This window comes from Nocardiopsis nanhaiensis (assembly GCF_054778635.1).
The window spans coordinates 45118-68181 of record NZ_BAAGZJ010000039.1 but is presented as its reverse complement, the minus strand read 5'-3'; the positions used below and the strand labels follow the sequence as shown (position 1 = coordinate 68181).

20 protein-coding genes and 1 riboswitch are annotated in these 23064 nt (G+C 70.2%); of the genes, 7 read left to right on the top strand and 13 right to left on the bottom strand.

The features are described 5' to 3' along the window. Together ACYVD1_RS19320 and fmt are read right to left on the bottom strand one after the other, a co-directional pair. The coding region (locus tag ACYVD1_RS19320) for a transcription antitermination factor NusB (protein WP_460774584.1) at positions 1–1015 on the bottom strand (1015 nt) is incomplete at its 3' end. A 73-nt stretch (positions 1016–1088) separates the two neighbouring features. Then, positions 1089–2024 (bottom strand): methionyl-tRNA formyltransferase, encoded by a 936-nt coding sequence (fmt, locus tag ACYVD1_RS19315; RefSeq protein ID WP_460774582.1) that lies wholly within the window; start codon positions 2022–2024, stop codon positions 1089–1091. A gap of 110 nt (positions 2025–2134) precedes the next feature. Between fmt and ACYVD1_RS19310 the strand changes: the two genes are divergently transcribed. Next, complete coding sequence (locus ACYVD1_RS19310; RefSeq protein WP_460774580.1) at positions 2135–4267, top strand: primosomal protein N'; 2133 nt, start codon at positions 2135–2137, stop codon at positions 4265–4267. Between the two features lie 48 nt (positions 4268–4315). Here the strand turns inward: ACYVD1_RS19310 and ACYVD1_RS19305 are convergent, their stop codons facing one another. From ACYVD1_RS19305 to ACYVD1_RS19295, 3 genes are all read right to left on the bottom strand, one after another. After that, the gene (locus tag ACYVD1_RS19305; protein ID WP_460774577.1) at positions 4316–4870 is read right to left on the bottom strand and encodes a DinB family protein; all 555 of its coding nucleotides are present in this window, start codon (positions 4868–4870) and stop codon (positions 4316–4318) included. Then, on the bottom strand, positions 4861–5529 hold the full coding sequence (locus ACYVD1_RS19300) for an SAM-dependent methyltransferase (protein WP_460774575.1): 669 nt from the start codon (positions 5527–5529) through the stop codon (positions 4861–4863). The genes ACYVD1_RS19305 and ACYVD1_RS19300 overlap by 10 nt, the downstream gene beginning before the upstream one ends. A 771-nt stretch (positions 5530–6300) precedes the next feature. Continuing rightward, on the bottom strand, positions 6301–7719 hold the full coding sequence (locus tag ACYVD1_RS19295; RefSeq protein WP_460774572.1) for an HNH endonuclease signature motif containing protein: 1419 nt from the start codon (positions 7717–7719) through the stop codon (positions 6301–6303). 867 nt (positions 7720–8586) lie between these two features. On the opposite strand from ACYVD1_RS19295, the gene ACYVD1_RS19290 reads away from it, so the two are divergent. Beyond that, positions 8587–9450 (top strand): NmrA/HSCARG family protein, encoded by an 864-nt coding sequence (locus ACYVD1_RS19290; RefSeq protein WP_460774568.1) that lies wholly within the window; start codon positions 8587–8589, stop codon positions 9448–9450. 7 nt (positions 9451–9457) lie between these two features. Here the strand turns inward: ACYVD1_RS19290 and ACYVD1_RS19285 are convergent, their stop codons facing one another. Further along, complete coding sequence (locus ACYVD1_RS19285; protein WP_460774564.1) at positions 9458–10834, bottom strand: aminotransferase class V-fold PLP-dependent enzyme; 1377 nt, start codon at positions 10832–10834, stop codon at positions 9458–9460. A gap of 65 nt (positions 10835–10899) precedes the next feature. Then, positions 10900–11014: riboswitch (SAM riboswitch) on the bottom strand. Between the two features lie 214 nt (positions 11015–11228). On the opposite strand from ACYVD1_RS19285, the gene ACYVD1_RS19280 reads away from it, so the two are divergent. The 4 genes from ACYVD1_RS19280 (at position 11229) to ACYVD1_RS19265 (ending at position 14684) form a co-directional block, all read left to right on the top strand. Beyond that, entirely contained in the window at positions 11229–11627 is a 399-nt protein-coding gene (locus tag ACYVD1_RS19280; protein WP_460774561.1) for a DUF3870 domain-containing protein, read from the top strand. A 3-nt stretch (positions 11628–11630) separates the two neighbouring features. Next, a complete protein-coding gene (locus ACYVD1_RS19275) occupies positions 11631–12902 on the top strand; it encodes a CaiB/BaiF CoA transferase family protein (RefSeq protein ID WP_460774558.1) in 1272 nt (423 codons plus the stop codon). Positions 12903–12946: 44 nt separating this feature from the next. After that, a complete protein-coding gene (locus ACYVD1_RS19270; protein WP_460774555.1) occupies positions 12947–14140 on the top strand; it encodes an acyl-CoA dehydrogenase family protein in 1194 nt (397 codons plus the stop codon). Positions 14141–14216: 76 nt separating this feature from the next. Beyond that, complete coding sequence (locus tag ACYVD1_RS19265; RefSeq protein ID WP_460748071.1) at positions 14217–14684, top strand: nitroreductase/quinone reductase family protein; 468 nt, start codon at positions 14217–14219, stop codon at positions 14682–14684. A 222-nt stretch (positions 14685–14906) separates the two neighbouring features. Here ACYVD1_RS19265 and ACYVD1_RS19260 read toward each other — a convergent pair whose 3' ends face one another. The 7 genes from ACYVD1_RS19260 to ruvC all read right to left on the bottom strand — a co-directional run bounded on the left by ACYVD1_RS19260 (position 14907) and on the right by ruvC (position 22471). Beyond that, positions 14907–15827: a GNAT family N-acetyltransferase gene (locus tag ACYVD1_RS19260; protein ID WP_460774553.1), complete on the bottom strand. Its 921-nt coding sequence runs from the start codon at positions 15825–15827 to the stop codon at positions 14907–14909. 74 nt (positions 15828–15901) lie between these two features. Further along, positions 15902–18082 carry a RelA/SpoT family protein gene (locus tag ACYVD1_RS19255; protein ID WP_460774612.1) on the bottom strand — a complete coding sequence of 727 codons (2181 nt, stop codon included), beginning with the start codon at positions 18080–18082 and terminating at the stop codon, positions 15902–15904. A gap of 640 nt (positions 18083–18722) precedes the next feature. Continuing rightward, positions 18723–19286 carry an adenine phosphoribosyltransferase gene (locus tag ACYVD1_RS19250; protein WP_460774551.1) on the bottom strand — a complete coding sequence of 188 codons (564 nt, stop codon included), beginning with the start codon at positions 19284–19286 and terminating at the stop codon, positions 18723–18725. Positions 19287–19448: 162 nt separating this feature from the next. Further along, complete coding sequence (yajC, locus tag ACYVD1_RS19245; protein WP_460748062.1) at positions 19449–19814, bottom strand: preprotein translocase subunit YajC; 366 nt, start codon at positions 19812–19814, stop codon at positions 19449–19451. Between the two features lie 305 nt (positions 19815–20119). After that, a complete protein-coding gene (ruvB, locus tag ACYVD1_RS19240) occupies positions 20120–21211 on the bottom strand; it encodes a Holliday junction branch migration DNA helicase RuvB (RefSeq protein ID WP_460774548.1) in 1092 nt (363 codons plus the stop codon). Positions 21212–21220: 9 nt separating this feature from the next. Beyond that, the gene (gene ruvA / locus ACYVD1_RS19235; protein ID WP_460774546.1) at positions 21221–21838 is read right to left on the bottom strand and encodes a Holliday junction branch migration protein RuvA; all 618 of its coding nucleotides are present in this window, start codon (positions 21836–21838) and stop codon (positions 21221–21223) included. Between the two features lie 84 nt (positions 21839–21922). Beyond that, a complete protein-coding gene (ruvC, locus tag ACYVD1_RS19230) occupies positions 21923–22471 on the bottom strand; it encodes a crossover junction endodeoxyribonuclease RuvC (protein ID WP_460774543.1) in 549 nt (182 codons plus the stop codon). A 145-nt stretch (positions 22472–22616) separates the two neighbouring features. Between ruvC and ACYVD1_RS19225 the strand changes: the two genes are divergently transcribed. Beyond that, positions 22617–23042: a PPOX class F420-dependent oxidoreductase gene (locus ACYVD1_RS19225; protein WP_460774539.1), complete on the top strand. Its 426-nt coding sequence runs from the start codon at positions 22617–22619 to the stop codon at positions 23040–23042. Positions 23043–23064: the final 22 nt, after the last annotated feature.

Sequence of the window (23064 nt, the reverse complement as noted above, 5' to 3'; positions counted from 1 at the left end):
CACGGCGCACGGCGCCCGCCACCAGGCCCGCCCGGGCGGGCTGGAGCTCCGAAGCGACCAGGCGGGCCCCGCCCTGGCCGGCGAGGGAGGCCAGCAGGCCGGCCTTGCCGCCGGGCCCGGCGCACATGTCCAGCCAGAGACCGTCCCCGCCTTGGGCGTCCACGCGGGACAGCGCCAGTGCGACGAGCTGGCTGGCCTCGTCCTGGACGGCGGCCCGGCCCTGGCGGACCTCGCGGATCGCGCCTGGATCGCCCTCGGGCAGGTAGGCGGCGAAGGGCGAGTAGCGGCCGGGTTCGCCACCCGACTCCTCGAGGTCGGAGACCTTGGCGCGGCCGGGCTTGGCGACCAGCGTCACCTTGGGGCGCTCGTTGTGCGCCGCCAGGAGCTGCTCGGTCCGCACCAGCCCGTCCTTCGCACGCTCGCCCAAGGCGCGGGCCAACTCCTTGACCACCCAGCGCGGGTGGCTCTGCACCACGGACAGGTATCCGCTGGGGTCGCGCTCACGGTCGGGCGCGACCACCTCGATCCACGCGTCCAGGTCGCGTGCGCTGACCTTGCGCAGAATGGCGTTGACGAACCGGGACCGGTGGTGGCCCACCACGCGGCGGGCCAGGTCCACGGTCTCGCTGACGGCCGCGTGCGCCGGGACGTTCATCGAGAGCAGCTGGTGGGAGCCGAGCCGCAGCAGGGGCAGTACCTCGTCGTCCACGGAAGCCAGAGAGCGGTCGACACATGTCTCCAGGACGGCGTCATAGGTCCCCTGGCGGCGCAGCGTCCCGTAGGTGAGCTCGGTGGCCAGCGCGGCGTCCCGGCCGTGGATGCCGCGCTCGTTAAGCAAGGCGGGCAACAAAAGGTTGGCGTAGGCGTCGCGCTGCTCGACCGCGCGCAGCACGTCATAGGCGACTCTGCGGGCGGGATCGCGCGGCTGCGGCGGACCGGACCGCTGGCCACCGCCCTGGCGGGGCTTCTTGCCCTTGCGCGGACGCTGGTTCCGGGACCGGGACTGCTCGCTCAACTGCTCTGCCTCAACAAGCCGGGGACGTGTACTGGCGCGCGCTCACGCCCGCCTGCACCGAGAGTACGGCAGCTCAGCGGCCCAGCCGGTCAACTTCGGTGGGACGCACGCCACGCGCCCAGTCCACGGCGGGCATGGCCTTCTTCCCCTGGGGCTGGACCTCGCCGAGTTCGACCGGGTGGGTACTGGTGCCCGCGACGACGCGCTTCTTGTCCACGTGCAGCTCACCCGGCTCCAGGTCGGGGCGGTCGGCGTCGGTGACCGGCCGGATCGGGCCGACCTTCAGGCGCGTGCCGCGGAAGGTCGTCCAAGCCCCCGGTGCCGGGGTGCAGGCGCGGGCGACCCGGTCCACGCGCAGGGCGGGCGCGGTGAAGTCGAGTTCGGCGTCGAGGGTGTTGAGCTTGCCGGCGTAGGACACGTCGGACTCCGGCTGCGGAACCGGGCTGAGCTCACCGGAGGCGATGCCGTCGACGGTGCGCACCAGCAGTCCCGCCCCGGACACCGAAAGGCGCTCGAGGAGCTCGCCGCTGGTGTCGGTGGGCCGGACGGTCTCGGCGAGCGTGCCGAAGACCGGGCCCGCGTCGAGTTCCTTGACGATGCGGAAGGTGGAGGCGCCGGTGACGTCGTCACCGTGCAGGACGGCGTGCTGGACGGGGGCGGCACCGCGCCAAGCTGGCAGCAGGGAGAAGTGCAGGTTCACCCAGCCGTGCTCGGGAACGTCGAGCGCGGACTGGGGCAGCAGGGCGCCGTAGGCCACCACGGGACAGCAGTCGGGGGCGATCTCGGCGAGGCGCTCCAGGAACTCGGGGTCACCGGCCTTGGCGGGCTTGAGGACCTCGATCCCCTCGCTCTCGGCGAGCTCGCCGACCGGGCCCGCCGACACCTTGCGGCCGCGCCCGGACCGCGCGTCGGGCCGGGTGACCACGGCGGCGACCTCGTGGTCGGAGTCGATCAGTGCCCGGAGTGAGGGCACCGCCACCTCCGGTGTTCCCGCAAAGACAAGCTTCATGTTCGCACTTCCCCTCCGCTGCGCCTGTGGATCCCTGTTCTACCAGTCCCGGCGGGTCCGGCCGCCGTGGAAGACGGGCGGTGTCGGAGCCTTCTGATAGACCAGGGTTGATGACAGCGCAGCCCGGCCAGCCCGACGAGGTCCTCTTCGACCTGCCGAGGCAGGAGAAGAAAGCACCGGAGAAGGCGAAGGCCGCCACCGCGAAGAGCCGGCGACCGGCCAAGCGCAGGCCCGCCGACCGGCTCCCCGTGGCGCGCGTCATCGTGGACACCCCTCTGCCGCACCTGGACCGCTACTTCGACTACCGGGTGCCCGCCGACATGGACGAGACCGCTGTGCCGGGCTGCCGGGTGAAGGTGCGCTTCAACAGCCGCCTGCTGGCGGGCTTCCTCGCCGAGCGGGTGGAGAGTTCGGAGTTCGCCGGCCAACTGGCCTACCTGGAGACGGTGGTCTCCCCCGAGCCCGTGCTCACCCCGGAGGTCCTGGATCTGGCCCGGGCCGTGGCCGACCGGTACGCGGGCACGCTGAGCGACGTCCTGCGGTTGGCGGTGCCACCCCGGCACGCGCGGGTGGAGAAAGAGACAGGAGACGCGGAGACCGGAGCTGAGGGCGCAGAGACCGGAGTTGAGGGCGCGGTGAGGGCCGCTGAGGCTGAGGAGGCCGGGGGTGACGGCTCCGGCACCTGCCCCTGGGGCGACTACCCCGAGGGTCCCGCGTTCCTCGAGGCACTGCGTGGGGGGCGTCCGGCCCGCGCGGTGTGGAACGCGCTGCCCGGAACCGACTGGACCGACGCGATCGCGGTGGCCGCGGCGGCTGCCCTGGGCGCCGGGCGCGGCACCGTGGTGGTGCTGCCGGACGGCCGTGACGTGGCCGCCGTGGACGCCGCGATGACCCGACACCTGGGCGAGGGCCAGCACGTGGCGCTCACCGCCGACCTGGGCCCGGCCAAACGCTACCGGCGCTGGCTGTCAGTGCTGCGCGGGCAGGTACAGGTGGTCGTGGGCACCAGGGCCGCGGTCTTCGCTCCGGTCCGCGGTCTCGGCTTGGTGGTGCTGTGGGACGACGGCGACGACGTGCACGTGGACCCGCACGCCCCCTACCCCCACGCCCGCACCGTGCTGGCCATGCGCGCGCACCGGGCGGAGGCGGGCGCGCTGATCGGCGGGCACACCCGAACCACCGACGCGCAGCTCCTGGTGGAGTCTGGGTGGGCACACCCGCTGGTCTCCGACCGGGCGACACTGCGGGCCCGGGCCCCGATGATCAAGCCCGCCGGTGACGACCGCGAACTCGCCCGGGACGAGGCCGCCAGGTCCGCACGCATGCCGAGCGTGGCACTGCGCGCGGCGCGGGAGGCGGCCCGGACCGGGCCGGTGCTGTTCCAGGTACCGCGCCGCGGCTACCTCAACACCCTGGCCTGCGCGGGCTGCCGCGCGCCGGCCCGCTGCGACGGCTGCCACGGGCCGCTGGCCGTACGCGGTTCGCACGCCATGCCCTCGTGCGGATGGTGCGGGCGCGCGGCCGGACAGTGGGCCTGCACCGAGTGCGGGGTGAACCGGATGCGCGCGGTGGTGGTGGGAGCCCGTCGAACCGCAGAGGAGCTGGGCCGCGCGTTCCCGTCGCTGACCGTGCGCACATCGGGGCGCGATGAGGTGTTGACGGAGGTCCCGGGCAAACCCTCGATCGTGGTGGCCACGCCCGGGGCCGAGCCGGTGGCCGCCGACGGCGGGTACGCGGCGGCGGTGCTGTTGGACGGCTGGGCGCTACTCAACCGGGCCGACCTGCGGGCTTCGGAGGAGACGCTGCGGCGCTGGCTGCACGCGTCCGCTCTGGTCCGGCCGGGCGGGGCAGTGGTGGTGTCCGCGGACGGCTCGTTGCCGGTGGTGCAGTCACTGGTGCGCTGGGACCCGGGCGGATTTGCCGAACGCGAGCTGGCCGAGCGGAGGGAGCTCGGGTTTCCCCCCGCGGTGTCGATGGCCTCGATCACCGGCGCCCCCGAGCACGTGCGCGAGCTCTTGGACCAGATCCAGCTGCCCGAGAGCGCCGAGCTGCTGGGCCCGGTGCCGGTCGGGTCCGAGGTCAGTGAGAGCGGCACCCACCGGACCGAGCGTGCTCTGCTGCGGGTACCGCGCGGCGCGATCGGCGAACTGACCCGGGCGCTGAAGACGGCCGCCTCGGCGCGCAGCGCACGCCGGGACGAACATCTGGCCCAGGTCCGGGTGGACCCGATGCACGTGGTCTGAGCAGGACGCGGTCTGATCCGGGGGTTGGGGTGTCCCGGGCCAGGGAGCTTAGGGTATCCCGGGCCGCGCATCGGGGCGGGCGCGGTAGAGGTCGCGCAGGAGGGAGACTTCGGCGCCGTGGTGGATGAACTCGCGGTTCAGGTGCAGGATGAGCACGACCAACGGGAAATCCGACCACTGGGGCGCTTCGGCGTTGCCGACCGGGATGGCCAAGGCGTCGTCGTCCAGCTCCTGGAGGTGGTCTGTCCAGGTGATGTAGGCGTTGCGCAGGCGCTGGCGGGCCTCGGCTGCGGTGCTGGGCCAGTCCACGGTGTCGCGGTCGGCGGTGCGGTCGCCGAAGTGCCAGTTGATGCGGGTCTCCAGAACGTCCACCACGAGGTGCCCGAGGCGCCAGGCGATGGTGGTCACCGGGGGCGGGTCGGGCTCGGGGTAGGCGCCGTCGGGCGCGTGGCGGCCGTCCTCCAGCTGGCGGACGGTCCAGCAGTCCGGAACCGGCTCCCAGTAGAACTCGGCGTCGGTAAGCCCCTCCAGCCTGGGCCAGAGCGAGAAGTCCCAGTAGAACCGCATCTGGGCCAGGATCTCGCCGTTCCAGTTCAGCGCCATTGGCTCACTCCCCTTCCTCGCCTGGGCGCACGGCCCAGTCCGGCCAGGGTTCCACATCCCGGGGCGGACACGTCCTCGTCCGGGTAGGGCCACCATTTGAGGTCGGCGACCACCGGTTCGACGGGGAGGAAGGGGGAGAAGGCCCGTTCGGCCACGGTGCGAGGTGCCGTGGAGGTGAGAGCGAGGTAGCCGCCGCCGCGCATCATCGTGTGGAGGGTGTGGAGGCCCGAAGGTAGGGCTTCGGCGGTGAAGGGGCGGGTCATCAGTACGGCGACGGGCTCGTCGAAATCGACGAGCCCGCTGGTGTGGAGGCGACGCAGGAGGGTTTCGGTCCCGGATCCGTCGCCGGACAAGACCGCTGCCTGCTCGGGGGCGGCGAGCATCCCGGCCGTCCCCTCGGGCGCGACGTGGACGAGAGTGGCGTCCGGGTGGGCCGAGTGAACGCACTCGGCGGTGCCGGGGATGGGACAGCCCCAGTCCACGAACTGGCGAATACCGGCGTCGGCGCACAGGTACTCGACGGCCCGGCAGAGAAAGGCCTGGTGGAGTCGGACCTGTTCGGCTTGGGCGGGGTCCGGCGGGGCACAGCCACGCGCACCGAAGCTGACGACGCGGGGTTCCTGCCGGTGAACGCGCGGGGCTTCCTGTTGTCGGAACACGGCCGTGAGGGGACCTGCATTCGGTCCTCGGACGTCCGTCACGATCACGTTCCCCCAGCCGGTTCGCTCGCGGGAGGCAAGACGCTTAGCCAGGTGGACCGGTCCGGTCCGACGGCGGCGCGCCTTGCCGTCAGGGCCTGATAGTACAGCTTGTGAACGTGATACCCGGCACAGTGGTGGGTGAAATGTGACCAACTGTCTGATATGTGAGGTCATGCGTTACAAGGTTTTATGAGTCTTAGGTCCCTGTGGTGTGGGTGTCGGTGGTGTGTGGGTGTGGGTGGGGGGTGGGGGTGGGGTTGAGAGCTTGAGGATTCCCCTGCGGCTGGTGCGGGTTGCCTTCCGGGCTAGGGTTCCCTCCTTTCCCGCCGCGTGATTGTGGCCGTCTCCGCTGCGCGCCTCAAGGTCGTCGCCGTCGAGCGCTTCGCGCGTCAACGGCGCTCCACCTTGACCCGCTCCGCTACGACGGCGGGTTGGCGGCTATCGGGAAAGGGGGAAGGGTGGTCGAGGTCCGAGCGGGAAAGACTCGGGCTCCGCCCGATAACTGCGTCGGCCTGGCGGCCGATGCCTACCCCTACGCCGGAGCGTTGACGCCTGGCGGTGTCGCGGCCGGTCATGCTCTGCTGCGGACCCCGGTCGGCCTGGGGGCCGATGCCTGCCCCTGCGCCGGAGCACACCGGTTGAGGGTGTCGCGGCCGGTCACTGTGGGCAGCGCGAAACACCGGAGCGGTCTCGAGTGGTACCGGTGTGTGGTGAACCCCCCAGTTGGAGTCAAAAACGAGGGTGACCGTGACTCCAGGAAGGGGGTTGGGCTGGCTCCGGGTCCCCGTCCGAGTCCTCCCCCTTATTGCTGCGGTTGCGGTGGGAAGGGCGGCCCTGCCAGATGGAGGCCTCGGGGTTGGTCTCCCTCCGGTACTTCAACCGGTTGTGGTCCGAGCACAGGGGCTGAATGTTGTCCGCGCTCGTTGACCCACCGGCCGAGAAGCTCTGCTTGTGGTCGGCCTCCGACCCGCTGGCCGGGAAGTTGCAGCCCTGGTACCAGGCGCAGGTGGTGTGACCGAACATCCCCGCATCCCGCAGAGCACCCGTGGCATCGCGCTGGGTGCGGCCCACGTCCAGCACCCGGTCACCCTTGGGGGAGGTGATCATCCGGCGCAGCACGCTGTTGGGGGCCAGGGCACGGATCGCGGCCATGGAGACCACCTGCCCATCCTGGGTCACCGCCGGACCCGCACCCTCGGTCTGGTTCTGGAGGCCGAGGAAGGTGGGCAGGGGCACCATGATGTTGATCATCGCCACCGCAGCACGCTTGCGACCCTGACCGCCCTTGCTGCCCTTGCCGTCTTCGGCCTGCCCCTCGGCACCCCCGGCGCTCTCGGTGAGGTGGGATGCGGACCGGACCAGGTTCATGAACGCGTCATACATCCGCTCCGAAGCCGACACGTGCAGCCTCTCGGGGTCATACTCCGACTCGTGGGCCCTGAGCACGCACTGGAACTCCTCGGCGTGCTCACCCGGACCCCAGGCCTCGAACATGAACGTGCCATCAAAGGTCCGCACCAAACGCGCACCACGGGCGTCGAAGGCGGCCTGGTACTGCTCCTCCACCACCGCCGGGTTGTACTGGGCCAGCAGCTCCCTACCCAGCCGGGCGATGTCGGAGCTCGACATCGCCGGCTCCCTGGCCTTGGAAGCCAAAATCCCGGCCTCCACCATCCGCCGGAAGAGGCCAGCATCCGGGCAGTCCTTGGTGTTGCGCGCCCCCACCGCCTTATCAGCGGCCTTGCACACCGCCACCGCCTCACCGATCGACAACAACCCAGAGTCCAAACCTTCCCGGGTGGCGGGCAACTCCTGAGCGAACAACCGCCGCGCCAGCTCGGCGCGCCCGTTGGCCTCAACGGGGGCCATACCCACCGAGTGGATCAGCCAGTTCTGCACCGACCGCTGCCCACCCGCCTCCAACAGGGTCCCGGCCGCCTCCAACTGCGCCAACCGCAGCAGCATCGAAAGCTGGGCCCGATCGAAGTCCTCGAACACCTGAGAAATCACATCCAGGACCTGGCCAGCTGCTCCGGTCGGGGGCACCTCCGCCATTTCCGAGGCGATCTTTTCCCGGGCAGCACCCATGGCGGCCACAGCGGGGGTGTTTCCCGCCGTGTTCCCGCACTGCCCGAAAGAAGAAGTCATACCACCAGGATATCAAGAAAGGCACAGAAAGGACCTATCCCGGGGGTGATAACACCCTTACCCAACCACACTGACCCACATTTACCTCCTCTGGGAAGAGGCCACTGGGAAAGGAGCGACCAGCCTTGTGTGCATTCTTAGACAAAGCGGATAAATGTGTTCTAGCATGGGAATGATCTTGCCACCAGTAGCAAGATCATCGGGGTTTTCGCCGCACACAGTGACCGGCCGCGACACCCGCAACCGGTGAACTCCGGCGCAGTGGCCCACCGGCCACAGGCCGTGCTGTTCGGGGTCCGCTGCCCACAGTGACCAGCCGCGACACCCGACCCGTCGACGCTCCGGCGCAGGGGCAGGCATCGGCCGCCAGGCCGACAGAATCAGTTTTCGGGCGGAGCCCGAAATGGCATGGACCTCGACCACCCGTCCCCCTTTCCCGATAGCCGCCAACCCGCCGTCGCAGCGGAGCGCGTCAAGGTGGAGCGCTACTGACGCGCGAAGCGCTCGATGGCGACGACCTTGAGGCGCGCAGCGGAGACGGCCACAATCGGGCGGCGGGAAAGGAGGGAACCTGCATCCCGAAAGGAACCTCAGCTACCCGAGAAATACCATCACCCGAAAACCATCCGACCGAAAACCATCCGACCGGGAAGCATCCGACCGCAAAGCATCCAGCCGGAAACTCCTACCCTGCGGGATTTCAGCCCGACAGCTCCCGACTGAACGGCTTCTGAACGGGCTCTGAACGGTTTCTGAACGGGCTCCGAACCATCCGGGCCCGCCAGTTGACCTCAAGTGCGCTTGAGGGCTCAGGGTGATGATTGCCGGGTGCTTGGCCCGTGATGAGTCACTGACGAGGAGGGGAACATGGTTGGCAGTGTTAGCCGGGTTGACGGTGGTGGCAGCCGGACCGTACTGGTGACGGGCGCGACCGGCACCCAGGGGGGAGCCGTCGCACGGGAGCTGCTGTCGCGGGGGCACACGGTACGTGCGTTGGTCCGCGACCCGGACAAGGCCGGGGCCCAGGAACTCAAGGGCCTGGGCGCGGAGCTCGTCCGGGGTGACCTGGACGACGCCGACTCGCTGTTCCAGGCCATGGACGGTGTGGACGGCGTGTTCAGCGTGCAGGCGACCGGCGACACCCCGGAGGAGACCGCCGCCGAGACCCGACAGGGCAGGTCCGTCGCGGACACGGCTCTGGCAGCCGGGGTGGCGCACCTCGTGTACAGCTCCGTGGACGGAGCCGAGCGTGACACGGGGATCGACCACTTCGAAAGCAAGGCCGCGGTCGAGCGGCACATTCGGCGGCTGGGTATCTCCGCGACGATTCTGCGGCCGGTGTTCTTCCTGGACAACCTGCTCGGCTTCGCCGACGCGAAGAATGAACGGCTCATGCAGCTCCCGATCAGGGCGGAGCGGCCGATCCAGATGGTCGCCAGCGACGACATCGCGTACTTCGCAGCCAACGCCTTCGAGGCCCCGCGCGAGTACGCCGGTCGGCGGATCGCGATCGCGGGCGACGAGATCACCTTCCCCGCGATCGCGGAGATCTACGAACGCGTCACCGGGGTCCCGACCCGGTTCGAGCCCGTACTGCCGATCGAAGACCCCATGCTCCGGTGGTTCGACGAGGCGGGCTACGAGGCCGACATCGCGACCCTGCGCCGGGAACACCCGCGTCTGCTGACCGCGGAGGCGTTCCTGGCACACAGGCTCTCCGCGTCCGCCTAGGCAGGGTTCAGAGCACGTTGCGCGGGTCCGGGACCGGGGCGAGCCGACCGTCGCAGTCGGCGTACCCCCATCGTGGACCCCGCGCCACCAGGTCGGCAACTGCGCCCACCAAGCGGTCGACGTGCTCCCCGGTAGTCCCCACGCCGAGGCTCGCGCGTACGGCCTGCGTGTGGCCTTCGGGCAGCAGGTGCTTGGTGAGCGGGTGGGCGCAGAACAGGCCGTCCCGCACACCGATGCCGTACTCGGCGGAGAGCGCCGCCGCCAGCAGGTCGGCGGGCAGACCGTCGACGACGAAGGACACGATCCCGACCCTGGGCTGCTCCGTCCCCCAGAGGGTCAGCTCGTGCACTCCGTCGATCTCGGCGAGGCCCGCGCGCAGGCGCTCCAAGAGGGTGGCCTCGGCGATGTGCTGCAAGGAGAGGGTCTCCTGGGAGAAGGTGTCACAGGCTGCCGCCAAAGCCACGGCCCCGAGGACGTTGGGGCTCCCGGCCTCGTGGCGCGCGGGCAGGTCGTTCCAGATCACGTCGTGCTCGGTGACCTGCCGGGTGGCTCCCCCGCCAGCGAGGTACGGAGTGGCTTCGCGCAGCCAGTCGGCGCGGCCGGCCAGGACACCGGAGCCGAAGGGCGCGTAGAGCTTGTGGCCGGAGAGCGCCACGTAGTCGACCCCGGTCTCGGTGAGGCTGAACGGCAGGTGCGGCACGTACTGGGCGGCATCGACGACGATACGGGCGTCCTCAGCGTGGGCGGCCTCGACCAGCTCCTCCACCGGCCAGATCTCACCGGTGACGTTGGAGGCGGCGGTCACGCACAGAAGCTTGGGGCCGTCGGGGGCCTCGGCCAGCGCGGCGCGGGCAGCGCGGACAGCCGCCTCGGGGGTCTCGGGCAGCGGCAGTCGGACCACCTTCCCGGCGCGCGAGGTGGGGTGCTCCCAAGGCAGCAGGCTCGCGTGGTGCTCGGTCTCGAACACCACCACGGTGCACCCTTCGGGAACGGCGCGGGACAGCAGGTTGACGGCATCGGTGGTACCCCGGACGAACACCACGGCGTCCGCGGAGCCGGTCTCGTCGGCTTCGGTGCGCACGCCCAGGAAGCGGGCGACGCTGCGGCGGGCGCGCTCGTAGGAGTCGGTGCTGACCTGCGAGTGGTGTCCGGCCCCGCGGTGGACGCTGGCGTAGTACGGCAGGGCCGCGGAGAGCACGTCGGCGACGCTGGTCAGGCAGGGCGCACTGGCGGCGTAGTCGAAGTTGGCGTAGTCGACGTACTCCCCGGTGACGAGGGGGACCCCGCTGTCGGGGGTGACGATCGAGCAGGTATCGCCAGCGTCGGCGGCCCGGGCGGCGGAACGGCTGGAACGGGCGGGGTCGAACGGAATGACTGTGGTCATGAAGGCACCTCTTCTGTAGGTCGTGGGACCCACAGGGGTACGCCGGATGTCGGCTTCGCCTCAGGGGTCCGCGCTTGTCTGACACGGTCGTGTCGGGACCTGGTCCTCACCCGGGGCACCCCACCGCGGAAGGAGGGTTGCCGACCAGCTAGCCGGGGCTTGTCGCTGGTACTCGTGACCTGTGCCGAAATTTAACACATGGATCGCCTGGGGCGCACCGGCACCCTGGTGTGGCCTGGAACACCCCCCGCTTGACACCCGCAGCCACGGCTGGTCCATACTGTTCCTGAACTGCCCTCACGTCGCGGGTGTCCGGTTTCCCCCGGCCGCCCTTCAGGCGCGAGACTCCAGTGCGTTGGAGTTTTCGCATGCCCGCAGACGAGAGGTGCGTCCTTTGTACGGCGACGACCGTGTCCAGCAGCTTTTCCGCAACCCCAGGGTTGTCCTCATCTCCGGCTACGCCCGTCTTCCCGACTCGGTGGCGAGCCATTCCCAGTACCAGCGGCTCGGTGTCGTGCTCGCGGTGGACTCCGCGGACGGCCGTATCGTGGCCGCGGACACCACCCTCCTCACGGATCTGGCCAAGGACTTCTTCCGCGCCCTGGTCGAGGGCTCCTCGGTGACCGAGGACATCGCGGAGATCGTCCACAGGGTCCAGACGCGGTACGCGGGCCAGTCCGGCGCCGCCCTCACCACCGCGCTGCGCCGCTGCTTGGAGACCTATTACCAACTGCGGGACGGCGATCAGCTTCCCGGTAGCCAGCTGCCCAGCGCCCCCGACGCCAAGGAGTGACCCTTGAGTGAGACCATCCCCGACGCTCCCGCTCCCGAAGCGCCCCTCCCCCTCGCCGGGGTGCGGATCGCCGACCTCTCCCGGGTCCTGGCGGGCCCGTACGCCACCATGCTCCTCGCCGACATGGGCGCCGAGGTGGTGAAGGTGGAGCAGCCGGGCAAGGGCGACGACACCCGGTCCTGGGGCCCTCCCTACGCCGAACCCGCGGAGGAGCACCGGGAGGACCACTCCCCCGGCGAGGCCGCCTATTTCCTGTCCGTGAACCGGAACAAGCGCAGTCTGGCCGTCGACCTCAAGGACCCGGAGGGGCTGGCCGCCGTCCAGGACCTGTGCGCCACCTCGGATGTGGTGATCCAGAACTTCCGGCCCGGGGTGATCGACCGCCTCGGCCTGGGCTACGAGGAGATCAGCAAGCGCAACCCGGCGCTCGTGTACTGCTCGGTGAGCGGTTTCGGCCCCGAGCACGAGCCCGCCACCCGGCCGGGATTCGACATCGTCGTGCAGGCGGAGAGCGGTCTGATGGCGACGACCGGCCCCGCCGACGGCCCGGCCAGCAAGGTGGGGGTGGCGCTCACCGACGTGCTCACCGGGCTGAACGCGGCCGTGGGCATCCTCGGCGCGCTGATGCGGGCCAGGGTGACCGGTCGAGGTGAGAACATCAGTGTCTCGCTCGTCAACTCCACTCTCTCCAGCCTGGTCAATCTCACCCAGCAGGCACTGGTCACCGAGACCGAACCGGCACGGGTGGGCAACGCGCACACGACCATCGTGCCGTACCAGGTGTTCCCCACCGCGGACGCGGAGATCGTGATCGCCGCCGGGAACGACGCCCTCTATCAGCGGCTGTGCGAGGCGATCGGCCGCCCCGACCTGGCAGCGGACGCCCGCTTCGCCACCAACCCGGAACGGGTGGCGCACCGCGAGGAGCTGGTCGGAGAGCTCTCGGCGACGCTCCGGACCCTGCCCGCCGACCACTGGATGGAGGTCCTGGTGGGTGCCGGGGTCCCGGTCGGCCGGGTGCGGGGCGTGCTGGACGCGCTGCGCACCGCCGACGCCAGCGGGGACGACGTCCTGCGCTCGGTGGAGCACCCCACGGCCGGACTTCTGGAACAGGTGCGCGCGGGTTTCCGCATGGAGCAGACCCCCACCCCGATGACCGCTCCCCCGCTGCTGGGCCAGCACTCCGCACAGGTGCTCGCCGAGCTGGGTCTGGATCCGGACCAGATCGGCAAGCTCGCCGAACGCGGCGCCGTCCAGCAGACCGACGTCAAGTAGGACCGTCAGCACACAGACCCCAGCACCACGAAGGGAAACCCATCATGAGCGCCTCCCAGCGCAAGGCCGCCGCCCCGGACCCGCACGACTTCCTGGCGGTGGACTCCGAACTGTCCGACACCGAGCGCGACGTCCGCGACGCCGTCCGCGAATTCTCCTCACACGAGCTCCTCCCGAACGTGGCCGACTGGTTCGAGGCCGGGACCATCCCCGACCCCCGTGGCCTCGCCAAGGCCCTCGGCGACCTGGGTGTCCTCGGCATGCACCTGGAGGGGTACGGCTGCGGTGGTTCCAGCGCTGTCGCCTACGGCCTGGCCTGCCGTGAGCTGGAGGCGGTGGACTCGGGGCTGCGGAGCTTCGTGTCCGTGCAGGGCTCCCTCGCCATGGCAGCGATCCACAAGTTCGGCTCCGAGGAGCACAAGAACGCCTGGCTTCCGAAGATGGCGGCCGGTGAGGCGATCGGCTGCTTCGGCCTCACCGAGCCCGACTCCGGCTCCGACCCGGGCTCGATGCGTACCCGCGCCCGCAAGGAGGGCACCGACTGGGTCCTCAACGGCACCAAGCTGTGGATTACCAACGGTTCCGTCGCCGACGTCGCCGTGGTGTGGGCCGCCACAGAGGACGGCATCCGCGGATTCGTGGTGCCGACCGACACCCCGGGCTTCTCCGCCCCGGTCATCCACAAGAAGCTGTCGCTGCGCGCCTCGATCACCTCCGAGCTGGTCTTGGAGGACGTGCGCCTGCCCGCCGACGCCGTGATGCCGGAGTCCAAGGGCCTCGGGTCGCCGCTGTCCTGCCTGAACGAGGCCCGGTACGGGATCGTGTGGGGCGTGGCCGGGGCCGCCCGCGCCTGCTACGAGGCCGCCCTGGACTACGCGAAGACCCGCGAGCAGTTCGGGCAGCCCATCGGCGGATTCCAGCTCACCCAGCGCAAGCTCGCCGACATGATCGTGGACGTCAACCACGCCAACATGACGGCGCTGCGGATCGGGCGCCTGAAGGACGAGGGGAACGCCCACCACAACCACGTGAGCTTCGGCAAGTTCGCCAGCGTGGCGGCGGCCCAGCGGGTGGCGCGGACCGCCCGCGGGATCCACGGTGCGAACGGGATCACGCTGGAGTACCCGGTGATGCGGCACATGGTGAACCTGGAGACCGTGGCCACGTACGAGGGCACCGAGGAGATCCACGCGCTGAGCATGGGCCAGGCGGTGACGGGCATCTCCGCGTTCCGCTAACGGAAGGTGCCCCGCGGGTGCCATCAGGGGCCGACAGCCATCACAATGGGATCATCCGAGTGAGGGAGTTGCCGAGATGGTGAACGAACCGACGAAGCGGTTCGAGATGACGAAGCTGCGGCGGACCGCCAACGCGTTCGTCAGCGGCTTCGTCAAGTACGGGGCCTGCCCACCCGAGCTGCACCTGCTCACCACGCGTGGGCGCAAGTCCGGTTTTCTGCGCACCATCCCGCTGAGCGTCCTGGACAGCGAGAGCGGCCGGTACCTGGTCTCCCCGTACGGGGAGGTCGACTGGGTGCGCAACCTGCGCAACGACGGCTTCGCGACGCTGCGCCACGGCGGCTGGATCGAGCTGGTGAGCGTGCGCGAACTGGGGACCGCCGAGGCCGCGCCGCTGCTCAAGGAGTATCTGGACCACCCCAGAGCCGCGATGGTCGGTCCCTACTTCGAGACCCCTCCGGACGCACCGGCGGAGGCCTTCGCGGCGGAGGCGGACCGGCACCCGGTCTTCCAGATCGTGCGGTCGACGACCGTCCGCATCTGAACCACAGGGCCCCGGCCACACCTCAGAAGTATGTGCGGCCGGGGCTCTTCTGCTGGCCTAGGGCGTGTTCGGTGGATGCTGCCCGTCGCGAGCGGCGCATCCAGTGGTGCTGGCACAAGGCCGAAGAAGGAGTCAGCCCGGGTTTGGCTGTCGACTGAGAGATGCGCAGTGCAAGTGCCGCTGGGGCGACGCGCAGCAGGGTATGTGTCCGCCGAACATGCCCTAGCGGGCCGGGCCGGTGTACAAGCGGCCGCGCCGCACTGGCACGTAGCCGACGCTGGCGTAGGTCTTGGCCGGGGTCTGGTACGGCAGGTCGGGCGAGACGTTGATGAACACCCGGTCGCCGCCTCGTCGGGCGGTCAGGCTGCATGCCGCCAGGGCGAGCGCGGAGGCGAGCCCTCTGCGGCGGTGTTCGGGGACCACTCCGAGGGGTTCGATCTCGGAGCACCGGTTCCGCGGATCCCACCACACGACACAGCAGGCCGCCAGGGCACCGTCGGGGGCCTCGACCACGAGGTCGAGTTCACGGTCGTACAGCAGGCTGGCACGGGTGTTGTCGTAGCGCTCCCGGCTGAAGCGGCTGGTCCGGTCGGGGTCCGGCGGGTTCTCCCTGCCCGGCCAGGGCAGATCGATGGGCTTCCAGGCGGTCCGGTGGCACTCCACCCGGGCTTCCTCCTCGCCCTCGCGCACCGGGCGGATCCGGTAGCCCTCCGGTAGGACGGCGTCCTCTTCGGTTGCGGCCCGGCACATCCAGTCGTCCGAGTCGTCCTCCCCGGGTGCGACGAACCCGGCCTTCTCGGCGAGCGCGCCGAGTTCGGCGTCCCCGTCGAAGACCAGGAGGTTCACCTCCGCGTCGCCGGCTTCGGTCAGGGCCCAGTCCAGGAGCGCGGCCCCCGCCTCGGGGTCGGCGGAGGCACCTTGGAGGCTGATCTCGGCGTGGGCGGAGAAGGCGTTGGGGGCGGCGATGTCGGCCCAGGCGACGAGCTCTCCGCCGCGGTGGGCCAGCAGCGTGTCCTGTCCGACGGCCTCGATGGCCAGTTCCCAGCCGAGCCCGCCCGGGTGCGAGCTCAACGGCCAGAGCCGCTGGACGAGCCGTTCCAGCGCGCGGGTGTCCTCGGAACGGAAAGTACGGAGCTCGAGCACGGCGACCTGCCTTCACGCGAAAGTGTGAACGGGATCACGCTAGCGACACGTCCCACTGCCGTTCCAGTGGATTTTCAGTTGCGGACGCGGAACACGTCGTAGACGCCGTCCACGCCTCGGACCGAGCGCAGGACGCTGCCCAGGTGCGTGGGGTCGGCCATCTCGAAGGTGAAGCGGCTCTGCGCCACCCGGTCGCGGCTGGTCTGCACCGTCGCCGACAGGATGTTGACGTGCTGGTCGGAGAGCACCCGCGTGATGTCGGACAGCAGCCGGGCACGGTCCAGGGCTTCCACGTGCAGGGCGACCAGGAACATCGAGTCCTCGGTGGGCCGCCACTCGACGTCGACCATGCGGTCGCGGTCCAGGCTGGCGGCGTTCACGCAGTCCGCTCGGTGTACGGACACCCCGTGGCCGCGGGTCACGAAACCGACGATGTCGTCACCGGGCACGGGCGTACAACACTTGGACAGGCGCGCCCACACGTCGCCGTCCCCGGCCACGACCACACCCGCGTTTCCGGAGCGCTGCTTGGCGGTCGCCACCTTGGAGGGCAGGGAGGACTCGGCGAGGTCCTCGGTGTGGTTCTCCAGCCCGCCCATGGAGTCGACGAGCTTGCTGACCACGCTCTGCGCGCTGACCTGGCGTTCGCCGACGGCCGCGTAGAGGGAGTCGACGTCTGCGTAGCGGAGGTCGCTGGCGAGGGCGATGAGGGTCTCACCGGTGAACAGGCGCTTGACCGGCAGCTGCTGTTTGCGCATGTACTTGGCGATCTCGTCCTTACCGCGGTCGATCGCGGCCTCGCGACGCTCCTTGGTGAACCAGTGCCGGATCTTGTTGCGGGCCCGCGCGCTCTTGACGAAGTTCATCCAGTCGCGGCTGGGTCCGGCGTCGGGGTCCTTCGAGGTGAGGATCTCGACGGTCTCGCCGTTGTGGAGCTCGTTCTCCAACGGCACCAGGCGGCCGTTGATGCGGGCCCCGACGGTGCGGTGGCCGACCTCGGTGTGCACGGCGTACGCGAAGTCCACCGCGGTGGCGCCCTGAGGCAGGGAGATGACGTCGCCGCCGGGGGTGAAGACGAAGACCTCCTGCACGGACAGGTCGAAGCGCAGCGACTCCAGGAACTCGCCCGGGTCCTTGGTCTCCTGCTGCCAGTCGATGAGCTGGCGCAGCCACTGCATGTCCGTGCCGCCCTTGGGCTTGGCTTCGCCACCGCCGGAGCCCCGGTCCTCCTTGTACTTCCAGTGTGCGGCGATGCCGTACTCGGCGCGGCGGTGCATGGCGCGGGTCCGGATCTGCAACTCGACCGGGTTGCCGGAAGGGCCGATGACCGTCGTGTGCAACGACTGGTACATGTTGAACTTCGGCATCGCGATGTAGTCCTTGAACCGGCCGGGCACCGGGTTCCACCGCGCGTGGATGGTTCCCAGGGCCGCGTAGCAGTCCCGGACGCTGTCCACCAGGACCCGCACCGCGATGAGGTCGTAGATGTCGTCGAAGCCCACGTTGCGGGCGATCATCTTCTGGTAGATCGAGTAGTAGTGCTTGGGCCGTCCGCGCACGGTCGCCTTGAGCTTGGCCTCGCGCAGGTCGCCGGAGACCGCCTCGATGACCTCCTGGAGGTACACGTCGCGGCGGGGTGCGCGCTCGGAGACGAGTCGGGCGATCTCGTCGAAGCGCTTGGGGTAGAGGGTGGCGAAGGCCAGGTCCTCGAGCTCCCACTTGATGGTGTTCATTCCCAGGCGGTGGGCGAGGGGGGCGAAGATCTCGAGGGTCTCGCGAGCCTTCTTCTCCCGCTTGGCGCGGGCCGGCAGGTAGCGCAGGGTCCGCATGTTGTGCAGGCGGTCGCACAGCTTGATGACGAGTACGCGGATGTCGCGGGCCATCGCCACGACCATCTTGCGGACCGTCTCGGCCTGGGTGGCCTCGCCGTACTTGACCTTGTCCAGCTTGGTGACGCCGTCGACGAGCTCGGCGATCTCGTCGCCGAAGTCCGCACGCAGCTCGTCGAGGGAGTACTCGGTGTCCTCGACCGTGTCGTGCAGGAGGGCGGCGGCCAGGGTGGCCTCCTGCATGCCCAGTTCGGCGAGGATGGTGGCGACGGCGAGCGGGTGCGTGATGTAGGGGTCGCCGCTCTTGCGCTTCTGGTGGCGGTGGTGGTGCGCGGCGATCTCGTAGGCGCGCTCGATGAGCCGTACGTCCACCTTGGGGTGGGTGGCGCGCACCGTCTTGATCAGTGGTTCGAGCACCGGGTTCATCGTCACTCCCCGCTGGGCGCCGAGTCGGGCGAGCCTTCTGCGTACTCGCACGGTGGAGGGCGTGGTGGAGGCCGCTTGGCGTCCCTGGGCCCCCTGCCCCGAGACGTCGGAGGGCGCCGCTTCTTCCGCGGCGCCCTCCGGGCGGTCCTCCTGTGGTCTTTTCGAGCTCGGCACTCCCGTACCGGCCGCATGCTTGCCGTCCGCACGTTCTCCCGGTGTGTCGGCTTTCGGCATGTCGCTCCGAGGGGTTTCGGCCGCTGGTGTCCTGGGGGCCTCCCGGCCCGACTCCTGCTCAGACACCGCTCCGGTCGAGACCACTTCGCTTGGCATGCCTACCTCCCGCGGATCCGCCCGGTGGAGCCGACGTCGCCGTTCGGCTCACCTCCGGTGCACGTGCGTGTCATCAGGGCCAGTCGTTGACGCGGCCGCCGCGGTCACCTCTCCCACCAGTCTAGTGGGATCGCCCCCGCCTGCGCGGGGAGCGCTCTGGCCCCTCGTGCCCCCTGTACTCACCGACTCGTGGATACACGCAGTGACCCAGGTCACCAAGTGCGTCACACCGAGTACTGGAGTACGTCAACGGGGACGGACCGTCGCGGTATTCCCTCGGGAAGCGCGACAGTCGCGGTGGGGTCTCCGGTCAGACCGAGAGGAGGGTGTGCAGCTCCACGTCGGGCATCTTCTCCCGCCCCTGAAGTGCGGAGAGCTCCAACAGGACCGAGAATCCCACGACCGTACCACCCGCCTTACGGACGAGTTCCACCGCGGCCCTGCCGGTGCCGCCCGTCGCGAGGACGTCGTCGACGACGAGCACACGGCTGCCCGGTGTGATCGCGTCGGCGTGCATCTCGACGGTCGCGGTGCCGTACTCAAGATCATAGGCCTGGTCGATGGTCTCTGCGGGCAGTTTCCCGGCTTTGCGTGCCGGAACGAAGCCCGCGCCCAGTTCCATGGCGACGGGGGCACCGAAGATGAAGCCCCGCGCCTCCAGCCCCACGACATGGTCGACGCCGCCTCCGAGGTAGGGGGCGGTCAGCCCGCGCACGGCGGCGGCCAGGGCCGCCGGGTGGTTGAGCAGGGGCGTGATGTCCTTGAACAGGATGCCCTCGTGCGGGAAGTCCGGGATATCGCGGATCTGCGCCTTGATCAGCGCGAGATCGTCGGCGGCGTCCGGGACGTCCTGGGTCGCGGTGTCGTTGGACATGGGTGGTGCGGCCTTCTTGTCGTGGTTCGGTTCGACCGCGGTCGAAGTACGGCGGCCGGGGCAGCGGCCGAATCAGCCGTCGAAAACAGCGCGGTACCGGCCCTGGGAGGAGGGCCGGTACCGAAGTCTGTGGCGCCGACTGGCGAGAGAGCCAGGTGCTGACTAGCCCTTGGGCTTGTCGTCGTCACCGAAGTCGGGGCGGTCCTCGACCGGGGTGTCGTCGTTGGTGGGGGTGATGACCTCACCGACACCAGCCTTGAGCATACGGATGCGGGTACCGGGGGAGATCTCCAGCACCACGTCCTGGTCGTGGATCTCGACCACCGTGGCGAAGATGCCCGCCTTGGTCATGACCTCGACGCCGGGGACCAGGGAGCTCTGCATCTGGGTCTCCTGCTGACGGCGCTTCTGGTTCGGGCGCCAGAACAGGAGCCAGAAGACCAGGAGGATCAGCAGGAACGGGAGCATCATGCCAATGAGGCTGCCCTCTCCCTGGGCACCTTCGGCGAGAGTGTAAATGCCCTGCACGGGGGCGTCCTTCCTGACGTTACCTGTGGCCGACGGTTGCCGGCTCGGACACCGCGACGACCACCTTCTTCGGGCCGTCCGACCACGGCGGTCGAATGCGCACCCGGCGTATACAACGCACGAAGGTGCCAACTCGTTCCACCGGTGTCGAACGACACCACACGAGGTCGCTGCCCCGCTTCGGCTGGTTCGCCCAGTTTACGTGGCGCTGATCACCAGTCATCCACCGGCCGAGAGTCAGGATGCTAACGGTTCGCCTCCGACAGGGAAATGCCTGGTGGCTCCAGTGTACGCCGAGGCGGAGGTCAGGATGCGTTGTCGCCCTTGGCCCCGCCGCCTCCTCTCCCATCGGTGGCGGATCCGGTGGCCGCGTCGGCCGCGGCGCCGAAGGCCGCGTCAGGCGGCGGGGTGAGTCCCATGTGGGCCCAGGCCATCGGGGTGGCCACCCGGCCCCGCGGGGTGCGGGCCAGGAAGCCGGAGCGGACGAGGAAGGGCTCGGCGACGACCTCCACCGTCTCGGCCTCCTCCCCCACGGACACCGCGAGGGTGGACAGTCCCACCGGACCGCCGCGGAATCGGTTCATGAGCACGTCGAGGATGGCCCGGTCCAGCCGGTCCAGGCCCAGGGCGTCCACCTCGTAGAGCTCCAAGGCGGCGTTGGCGTTGGCGAGGGTGAGGCGGCCGTCCCCGCGCACCTCCGCGTAGTCGCGGACGCGGCGCAGGAGGCGGTTCGCGATCCGGGGCGTTCCGCGTGAACGGCTGGCGATCTCGCGGGCCGCCTCCTCTTCCAAGGGCGCCCCGAGCAGCCCGGCCGAGCGGTGCAGGATCTGCTCCAGTTCGGAGGGCTCGTAGAAGTCCATGTGGGCGGTGAAGCCGAACCGGTCGCGCAGCGGAGCAGGGAGCATCCCCGCCCGGGTGGTGGCGCCGACCAGGGTGAACGGGGCGATGTCGAGCGGGATGGCGGTGGCGCCGGGCCCCTTGCCGACGATGACGTCGACCCGGAAGTCCTCCATGGCGACGTAGAGCATCTCCTCCGCCGGGCGGGCCATGCGGTGGATCTCATCGAGGAAGAGCACCTCGCCCTCCTGGAGCGTGGACAGCACTGCCGCGAGGTCCCCGGACCGCTCGATCGCGGGCCCCGAGGTGATGCGCAGGGGCGCGCTGAGCTCGGCGGCGATGATCATGGCCAAGGTGGTCTTTCCCAGACCGGGGCCGCCGGACATGAGGATGTGGTCCGGGGCGCGGTTGCGGCGCTGGGCGCTGTGCAGGACCAGGGAGAGCTGTTCGCGCACCCGGTGCTGACCGACGAACTCGCTGAGGGCCTTGGGCCGCAGCGCTCCCTCGATCTGGTGGTCGTCCACGTCGGCCTCGGGCGAGACCGCGTCGCGTTCGTGCATGGTCAACTCCTAGGCGCGGCTGAGGCTGCGCAGGGCGCTGCGCAGGAGGACGGTGACGTCGCTGGTTTCCTCGGCCTCGGCGGCGACGGAGGCCGCGGCGGCCTCGGCGTCCTTGGCCGACCAGCCGAGGTTGACCAGGCCGGAGACGACCTGCCCGCGCCAGGCGCCGCCCGGCTCGGAGCCGTTGGGGGCGTCGGTGGGGGGCAGGGTGCCGTCGGTCAGGACGGGCGCGTCGATCTTGCCGCGCAGTTCCAGGACGATGCGCTGCGCACCCTTCTTGCCGATACCGGGCACCCGGGTCAGGGCAGCGGTGTCCTCGGAGGACACGGCCTGGCGGAGGCTGTCGGGGCTGTGCACGGCGAGCATGGCCAGGGCGATGCGCGGGCCGATGCCGGAGGCGGTCTGAAGCTGTTCGAAGAGGTGCTTCTCGTCGTCGTCGGCGAACCCGAAGAGGGTGAGGGAGTCCTCCCGGACGACGAGGCTGGTGGCGACGGTGCCCTCCTCCCCCACGTGCAGGCGGGACAGGGCGGAGGGGGTGCACTGTACGGTCATCCCGACGCCGCCGACGTCGATGACGGCGCTGCCCGCGCCGCGTGCGGCCACCCGGCCGGTGAGGAACGCGATCATCTCGTGTGGGCACCTGGAGGGGTGCCCGTCTCCTTCCTGGGGGCGGTACTGCTGCCTGTTGCTGCCCGGGTCCGGTGGCCGGTCCTAGCGGCCGCGCGCGCGGCGGGCCAGTTCCACCTTGCGGGCGAAGTCCTGTTGGGCCTGGGCGACCCGCGCCTGGGCCCCGCCGCGCCAGATGTGGCAGATGGCCAGGGCCACCGCGTCCGCGGCGTCGGCGGGCCTGGGTGGCCCGTCCAGTCCGAGGATACGCGCCACCATGCCGCCGACCTGCTTCTTGTCGGCGCGGCCGTTGCCGCTGATGGCGGCCTTGGCCTCGCTCGGGGTGTGGGTGGCCACGGGCAGGCCGCGGCGGGCGGCACAGACCAGGGCGATCCCGCTGGCCTGGGCGGTGCCCATCACGGTGCTGAGGTTGTGCTGGGCGAAGACGCGCTCGACGGCGACGGCATCGGGCTCGTACTTGTCCAGCCACTCCTCGATGCCGCGTTCGATGGCGACCAACCGCTGCGGGAGTTCGGTGTCCGAGGCGGTGCGGACGGCGTCGGCGCCCAGGAGGCGCAGGGGGCGACCGATGGCCCCCTCCACGACACCGATGCCGCACCGGGTCAGCCCCGGGTCGATTCCCAGCACGCGCACGTTGCCACCGTCTCTCTTCTCGAACGCCCGTTCGCACCATGCTAGCGGTGGGCGGCGACGCGAACCGCCGTCCCACAGGGCGTGTTGGCCCTGGCCGAGCGTGTCGGGCCCGGGTGGCGACAGGGTACCGATCTAGGTTGGGGCGATGAGCTCACTCTCCGATCCCAAGGTCCGCGCATTCCTGCTCCAAGGCACCCGGACGGGCAAGGTCGCCTACACCTCCGCGGACGGCCGCCCCTTGGTGGCGCCGATCTGGTTCACCATCGACGGTGACGGGCTGGTGTTCAACACCGGCAGGGACAGTGCCAAAGGCAGGGCCTTCGCCCGTGACCCACGGCTGGCGCTGGTGGTGGACCTGGAGGAGCCGCCGTTCGGTTTCGTTCAGGTCCAGGGCGAGGCGGAAGTCTCCGAGGACCCCGGCGAACTGCTGCGTACCGCGACGGAGATCGCCCGGCGGTACATGGGGCCGGAGCGGGCCGAGGAGTTCGGCCGGCGCAACGGCGTCCCCGGCGAGCTTGTGGTGCGTGTGCGCCCGACAAAGGTGATCGCCGGCCTGGATATGACCGGCTGACTCGAACAGCTGGTCCGGACCC

Bases quoted from the DNA above. Each gene is read 5' to 3' on its own strand.
- ACYVD1_RS19310 (WP_460774580.1), top strand. From the start codon at position 2,135: ATGACAGCGCAGCCCGGCCAGCCCGACGAGGTCCTCTTCGACCTGCCG.
- ACYVD1_RS19290 (WP_460774568.1), top strand. From the start codon at position 8,587: ATGGTTGGCAGTGTTAGCCGGGTTGACGGTGGTGGCAGCCGGACCGTA.
- ACYVD1_RS19255 (WP_460774612.1), bottom strand. From the start codon at position 18,082: ATGAACCCGGTGCTCGAACCACTGATCAAGACGGTGCGCGCCACCCAC.
- ruvB (WP_460774548.1), bottom strand. From the start codon at position 21,211: ATGCACGAACGCGACGCGGTCTCGCCCGAGGCCGACGTGGACGACCAC.
- fmt (WP_460774582.1), bottom strand. From the start codon at position 2,024: ATGAAGCTTGTCTTTGCGGGAACACCGGAGGTGGCGGTGCCCTCACTC.
- ACYVD1_RS19285 (WP_460774564.1), bottom strand. From the start codon at position 10,834: ATGACCACAGTCATTCCGTTCGACCCCGCCCGTTCCAGCCGTTCCGCC.
- ACYVD1_RS19250 (WP_460774551.1), bottom strand. From the start codon at position 19,286: ATGTCCAACGACACCGCGACCCAGGACGTCCCGGACGCCGCCGACGAT.
- ACYVD1_RS19295 (WP_460774572.1), bottom strand. From the start codon at position 7,719: ATGACTTCTTCTTTCGGGCAGTGCGGGAACACGGCGGGAAACACCCCC.
- ACYVD1_RS19225 (WP_460774539.1), top strand. From the start codon at position 22,617: ATGAGCTCACTCTCCGATCCCAAGGTCCGCGCATTCCTGCTCCAAGGC.
- ACYVD1_RS19305 (WP_460774577.1), bottom strand. From the start codon at position 4,870: ATGGCGCTGAACTGGAACGGCGAGATCCTGGCCCAGATGCGGTTCTAC.
- ACYVD1_RS19270 (WP_460774555.1), top strand. From the start codon at position 12,947: ATGAGCGCCTCCCAGCGCAAGGCCGCCGCCCCGGACCCGCACGACTTC.
- ruvA (WP_460774546.1), bottom strand. From the start codon at position 21,838: ATGATCGCGTTCCTCACCGGCCGGGTGGCCGCACGCGGCGCGGGCAGC.
- ACYVD1_RS19265 (WP_460748071.1), top strand. From the start codon at position 14,217: ATGGTGAACGAACCGACGAAGCGGTTCGAGATGACGAAGCTGCGGCGG.